Origin of the sequence: Hydrocoleum sp. CS-953 (assembly GCF_002260545.1) — a bacterium.
Classification (GTDB): Bacteria; Cyanobacteriota; Cyanobacteriia; order Cyanobacteriales; family Microcoleaceae; genus Trichodesmium.
On record NZ_LGSU01000954.1, the window covers coordinates 1 to 5674 of the forward strand.

Annotated in this window: 4 protein-coding genes; 1 reads left to right on the forward strand and 3 read right to left on the reverse strand. The window is 38.2% G+C overall.

Annotated features, from left to right (window positions below):
• The coding region (locus AFK68_RS13230; RefSeq protein WP_210407388.1) for a hypothetical protein at window positions 1-582 on the reverse strand (582 nt) is incomplete at its 3' end.
• A 729-nt stretch (window positions 583-1311) separates the two neighbouring features.
• On the opposite strand from AFK68_RS13230, the gene AFK68_RS13235 reads away from it, so the two are divergent.
• A complete protein-coding gene (locus AFK68_RS13235; protein ID WP_094673215.1) occupies window positions 1312-2733 on the forward strand; it encodes an RNA-guided endonuclease TnpB family protein in 1422 nt (473 codons plus the stop codon).
• A gap of 19 nt (window positions 2734-2752) precedes the next feature.
• On the opposite strand, the gene sigC is transcribed toward AFK68_RS13235, so the two are convergent.
• Complete coding sequence (gene sigC, locus AFK68_RS13240; RefSeq protein ID WP_094673216.1) at window positions 2753-3988, reverse strand: RNA polymerase sigma factor SigC; 1236 nt, start codon at window positions 3986-3988, stop codon at window positions 2753-2755.
• 634 nt (window positions 3989-4622) lie between these two features.
• Window positions 4623-5525 (reverse strand): lipoyl synthase, encoded by a 903-nt coding sequence (gene lipA, locus AFK68_RS13245; protein WP_094673217.1) that lies wholly within the window; start codon window positions 5523-5525, stop codon window positions 4623-4625.
• Between the last annotated feature and the right edge of the window lie 149 nt (window positions 5526-5674).

A 5674-nucleotide genomic window follows, 5' to 3' on the forward strand; every position in this document is an offset into this window, starting at 1 on the left:
GTTTAATTGAGGTAATATATCTTCTAAATCTTTACGAGCTTGAACTTGTGCCCAAATTTCTTCTAAAATCGGACCACAAATACATTCAGTACCCATACCTGCCATACCAATAGCAACGTGAGCAGGATGACTTTTTAAATCTGCATCATACTTGGCAATTAAAGCATCAACTTGTGGATTAATTTTATTGGTGAGCATGGTTCCACCAAAAGCTTCATTTAATCCAAATAAGAATAATTTCAGTAAATTATAGTGAGAATCTTCTGGATTTCCATCACCAGCTTCTTCAAAATGAATCTCATCCAGTAATACCTTTAATTTACCTGGTTTAACAACATTACAAACATAATTTAAACTTTGAACGTGAATTCTAGTTACATAAGAATATTGTTCTAAAACTTTAACTAATTCTGGAATAGAAATATTTCGTAATGACTGAAGTCTGATATCTTCTGCGGGGTTGCCAGAGAATTTGCTAGTGTCAATAGCTTGCCAAAAATTTTCTTTAATAGAAGGGAAAATTGTTAAAACCATTTGTCTTGCTCCTTGTTTAATTGATTGATTTATCTTGATAACAATCATGCCAACCTCAACTGAAAAATTACAGATGGTAGATTGTGATCTTGATAAGAGTTAGCTGAGAAAATAGTGAGGGACAATAGACGCAAGGATGATTTTAATGTCTGTAAAAAAAAGGTAGCTTTAACGTGATTAGTACCCTTTTGTTGAAGTAGCTACTGGAAACAGGTATTTTTATTGACTACTTTACGTCTTTTTGTGGGTGGAATGGTGTAGAAACTAACCTCGGTTTTCCTTGGAGGAGTCAGGAGTCAGGTGGGAAAAAACAAGAAAGAAGAAAGAAGGAAAAAGAAGAAGAAGAGGAGAAGAAGGAGAAAGTTGTTTTATCACTAATTATCCGGACATGATATAAGTCAGGAGTCAGGAGTCAGGAGTCAGGAGAAAAGAGAATTTAGAAACATTTGCTCTTTAGGTTAAAATAAAAATTTTTTTTATGCCGAATTAGACGGATTTGATATGACACAAACCTTCTATTTCCCCCATATTGGAGAGCATAAACATTTCCAAAAAAGAATGTAGAGACCTTCCATAGAAGATCTCTACAAGAATATTTTATTTATAGTGTTTTATCTCACTCATATGACTTTAGCTGTATCTCAGCTTTTTTAACTCCCCCGGCGGGAAGTTCCGCGCTCTCCCGTAGGGGAGCGTCGCATGGGAAAGCCGGGCTTTATGCTTGTGGTTTGTCCTTGATTTTGATATAATAGCTAGGGTATAAGGGTTGGTACTACAATGCTACTGAAATACAAGTACAAGCTAAAGCCCCATAAAAGTCAATCGGTTATTATATCCAATTGGTTAGAAATAGCCAGGAAGCAATATAATTATCGTTTAGCTGAAAGGTTAAACTGGTTTGAAGCAACGCGCACACCAGTCAATGCTTGTCCACTTAATGTTTCAGTAGTACCTGTAGAGGGCATATATCAGAATATCCCTGAATTTAGGATACAAACACGAGATGGCAGAAAAAAGGACAGTAATGGTAATCCGATAACAAGGAAAGGGGATAAGCATCCGAATATAATCAACGGATATGTTGTCTGGGAAACTGTTCAACTAGCAGACTTGGCACAGACTAAAAAACTATTCCCTGAGTATAAGTCTATGCACTCCCAGGTATTGCAAGATGTGATCCAGCGCGTACAAACTACGATGGATAACTTTACCTTACCTGATAAAAAAGGTAAAACCAGTGGTAGACCTAAATTCAAGGGAAAGCATTACTATAATTCTTTTAGTTATCCCCAGTTATCAAACACCAATATTGTCAAAAATGCTAATGGTCGGTGTTGTGTCAATTTACCAAAGATTGGCTTAGTCCCTTTAGTATTCAATCGCCCAATACCAGACAGATTCAAGGTTAAGACAGGTACAGTCATCCGTGAAGCAGACGGATGGTATATTAGCTTCACCATAGAAGATAAAAGTGTACCTGTAGAGGTTGCAGAAATTCAACCCACCGAACAAAACTCAAAGGGTATAGATTTAGGATTGTTGCACTATGCTGTTACATCCGATGGGGAGTTTGTAGAAGTTCCTAAGTTTTTCAGACTCTCGGAACATAGATTATCTAAACTTCAGGTGAGATTGGCAAAAAAATCCAAGCACTCAAAACCTTGGAAAATTCTCAAAGGTAAAATAGCAAAACTCCATCAACTAATAGCTAGACAGCGACTAGACTGGCAATTCAAATTAGCTTATCATTTGTTTAGTGATTGTCAGGTAATATTCCTCGAAGACCTACTTCTAGCAAACTTACTCCGACGTTGCAAAGCTAAATTAGGAAGCAATGGTCAGTTCTTGCCCAACGGTCAATCAGCAAAATCAGGATTGAATAAGTCTTTGCAAGATGCAGCGTTTGGTCAGTTTGTTCAAGTCTTAGAATATGTTGCCTGGAAACTTGGCAAAAGAATTATCAAAGTAGACCCAAAAGGAACATCTCAGCATTGTTGGGAATGTTTGAGTAAAGTTCCTAAAAGCTTATCAGAGCGCTGGCATTCTTGCAGTAATTGTGGACAAGAACTACATAGGGACTATAACTCGGCACTCCTAATACAGAAAATTGGATTGTTATCAACACAGGAGGAGGACATCACTTCTGTTAAAACTGCGGTCAGGGCTTTCCTGCCTGAAGAATCCCGCGCTCTCCCCTAGGGAGAGCGTCGGGAGTATGTCAAGTCAAAGATTCTAAATAATCCCGTACTTGATTCCGACGCTTTGGTTGGCGTAACTTCTGTAGAGCTTTTGCTTCAATTTGACGAACTCGTTCCCGAGACAGTTTCAAAGCACGACCAATTTCTGACAGAGAGTAGGGATGACCGTCATCTAAACCATAACGCATCGAAATTACAGACCTTTCTCGTTGAGTTAAATCTAATAATAGCCCTTTTAATGCTTGTACTAGAGACTCCCGCATCAGCATTTGTTCTGGAGAAGCATCTTCAGTTTCCAGAAGTTCACCTAATTCAGTATCTTTATCAGTACCTACTTTAGTTTCCAGAGAAACCGAACGTGGAACTTTTGTTAACACTTCCCGAACTTGCGCTGGTGTCATATTTAGTTCTTCGGCAATGTCCTCAATTTTTGCTGTACGTCCTTTTTCCTGAGAAATTTTCCGTTGTGCTTTCTTAATTTTGTTCAACTTTTCGGTAATGTGGACAGGTAAGCGAATTGTCCGACTTTGAGTAGCGATCGCTCTTGTAATTCCCTGACGAATCCACCAGTAAGCATAAGTGCTGAATCTATATCCCCGTCGTGGGTCAAATTTTTCTACTGCTCTTTCTAAACCTAAAGTACCCTCTTGGATTAAATCTAAAAGTTCTAGACCACGATTTTGATACTTTTTGGCCACTGACACGACTAAACGCAAGTTAGCATTAATCATCTGATTCTTGGCTTGAATACCTTCGCTTTGGACTTGCTCAAGTTCTTTGACACTTAAACCTGCTAATTCTGCCCAACGAAGTTTTCCTGTAGCAATAATCTGTTTGAGTTCTACCACAGATACATTTCCTACCTTAGCCCACCGTTCAAATGATGGTCTATGTCCTAAGTGAGCTGCCAGACGATCACGAACTTCCATCAACTGAACATAACACTGAATTGCTCCTTCTTCTTCTTGAGCTGCTTTATTGCGTAACTCCACTAACTGTATATAGCGTTGGACTTTTTGAGCTTCAGAGACTTCTTGATCTCTTTCTAGCAAATCAACTCGCCCAATTTCTTGGAGGTATAAACGGACTAAATCTGTAGTGCTACGGTTTGGACTTACTTTCGCATTATCCGCTTCTTCATCCTCCGTTGGTAATTCGTTGGTAATTTGCTCTACATCTTCGGGAAACTCAGCTTGCAAGTTATCAGAGTGCAGTTGTTCTTCAGATTGTTCAGTGTAAGGATAAGTTGCTGACATAGTGATCATCTCAGTTGCTCCAGGTGACAAGAGGCTGCACTTAGTGACAGTCTGTGGATAAAATGCCAACTTCTTAGGAATTAGGCATTTGCTCTAGTTATGTTTTCTGATTAGTCCTAACAACTTAGACTGAATGAGTTACTTAGGCGATCGTTGATACGGATTGTGTTAACGATGGACTTTAAGAGTACATTTGCCTATTAGTTGTTTGGTTCAGTTAACTTCTCTAGACTTAATTTTTAGTATATTGATACTTCTGATACAAAAAAGTGATTTTCGTCAGAAGCTATATTAATGTTCATCACTATTAGTGGTTGTTCCTGATCACTTCGTAAATTTTCTGGTTATGCGGCTTAATTTTTCTCTTATTACTTTGTTTGTTTTTTTCTAGTTACACTTTTTTAGCTTTATCTTCTTACTTTTAGAGCCTTTTATTTGATTTATATGTAGCAAGTTTAATATATTTACTTATCAATTTTCAGCCATCAAGTGACTCTAAATACAATAATCACCGATCTAGATCACATTTTACTAGCGATCGTTTTTGCAATCGGGGGTGATGGGTTATATACCTAGTTGGCCTATTTTCTTTTACCCAAGTACCTGAAAGGGCAAACCCATCACCAGTTTCCTTCTAACTTTTGGCCTTTGGATAATTGACCATCAATTCTTTGACTTGTTCAGCATGATATGAACTACGAGTCAAGGGTGAAGCAACAATTTGTAAAAAACCCATAGAATCGCCTATTTCTGTCCAGCGATCAAATTGTTCGGGTTTAACGAAATTAGCTACTGGTAAATGTTTAGGAGTTGGTTGTAGGTATTGTCCAATGGTTAAAATATCGCAGTCAACAGCTCGTAAGTCCTTCATTACTTCTTGGACTTCTGCATCGGTTTCTCCAAGACCTACCATAATTCCAGATTTTGTATAGATTTCTGGGGCTAATTCTCGCGATCGCCTCAAAAGTTCTAATGTACGCTGATAGTCACCTTGGGGTCTAACTCGGCGATATAATCTTGGAATAGTCTCAGTGTTATGGTTCATAACTTCTGGTTTGGCGTTAAGAATTATTTCTAAAGCTTGCCAATTACCACATAAATCTGGTATTAGGACTTCTATAGTTGTCTGAGGAGAAATTGCCCGGACTTGGGAAATACATTTAGCAAATTGATTAGCACCCCCATCGGCCAAATCATCTCTATTGACAGAAGTAATGACCACATGATTAAGTTTCAAGCGTTTGACTGCTTCTGCCAATCGTTGTGGTTCGGTAATATCTAAAGGCTGAGGTTTTTTCTCAAAATCAATATCACAGTAGGGACAAGCACGAGTACAAGCAGGTCCCATAATTAAGAAAGTTGCTGTCCCAGCGTTAAAACATTCACCTATGTTTGGACAGGAAGCTTCTTCGCAGACAGTGTTGAGATTTAGGTCTCGCAAAATCTCTTTAACAGTACCAACCCTTTGCCATTGGGGGGCTTTGACTCTTAACCAATCTGGCTTGACTACCACTTTATGCCTCTGCTGTAGTTTGATATACAAATTAAGCTTAACAAATTTAGCAAGGGACTAACAAGAGTTTTCAGTAAATTTATTGAGATTAACGGGACTTTAGCAAATTTCAAGCCCAAACAAATCCCAAACTCTCTTTATGAGCGGTAAATACGTCAATGTTTTCATCTAAC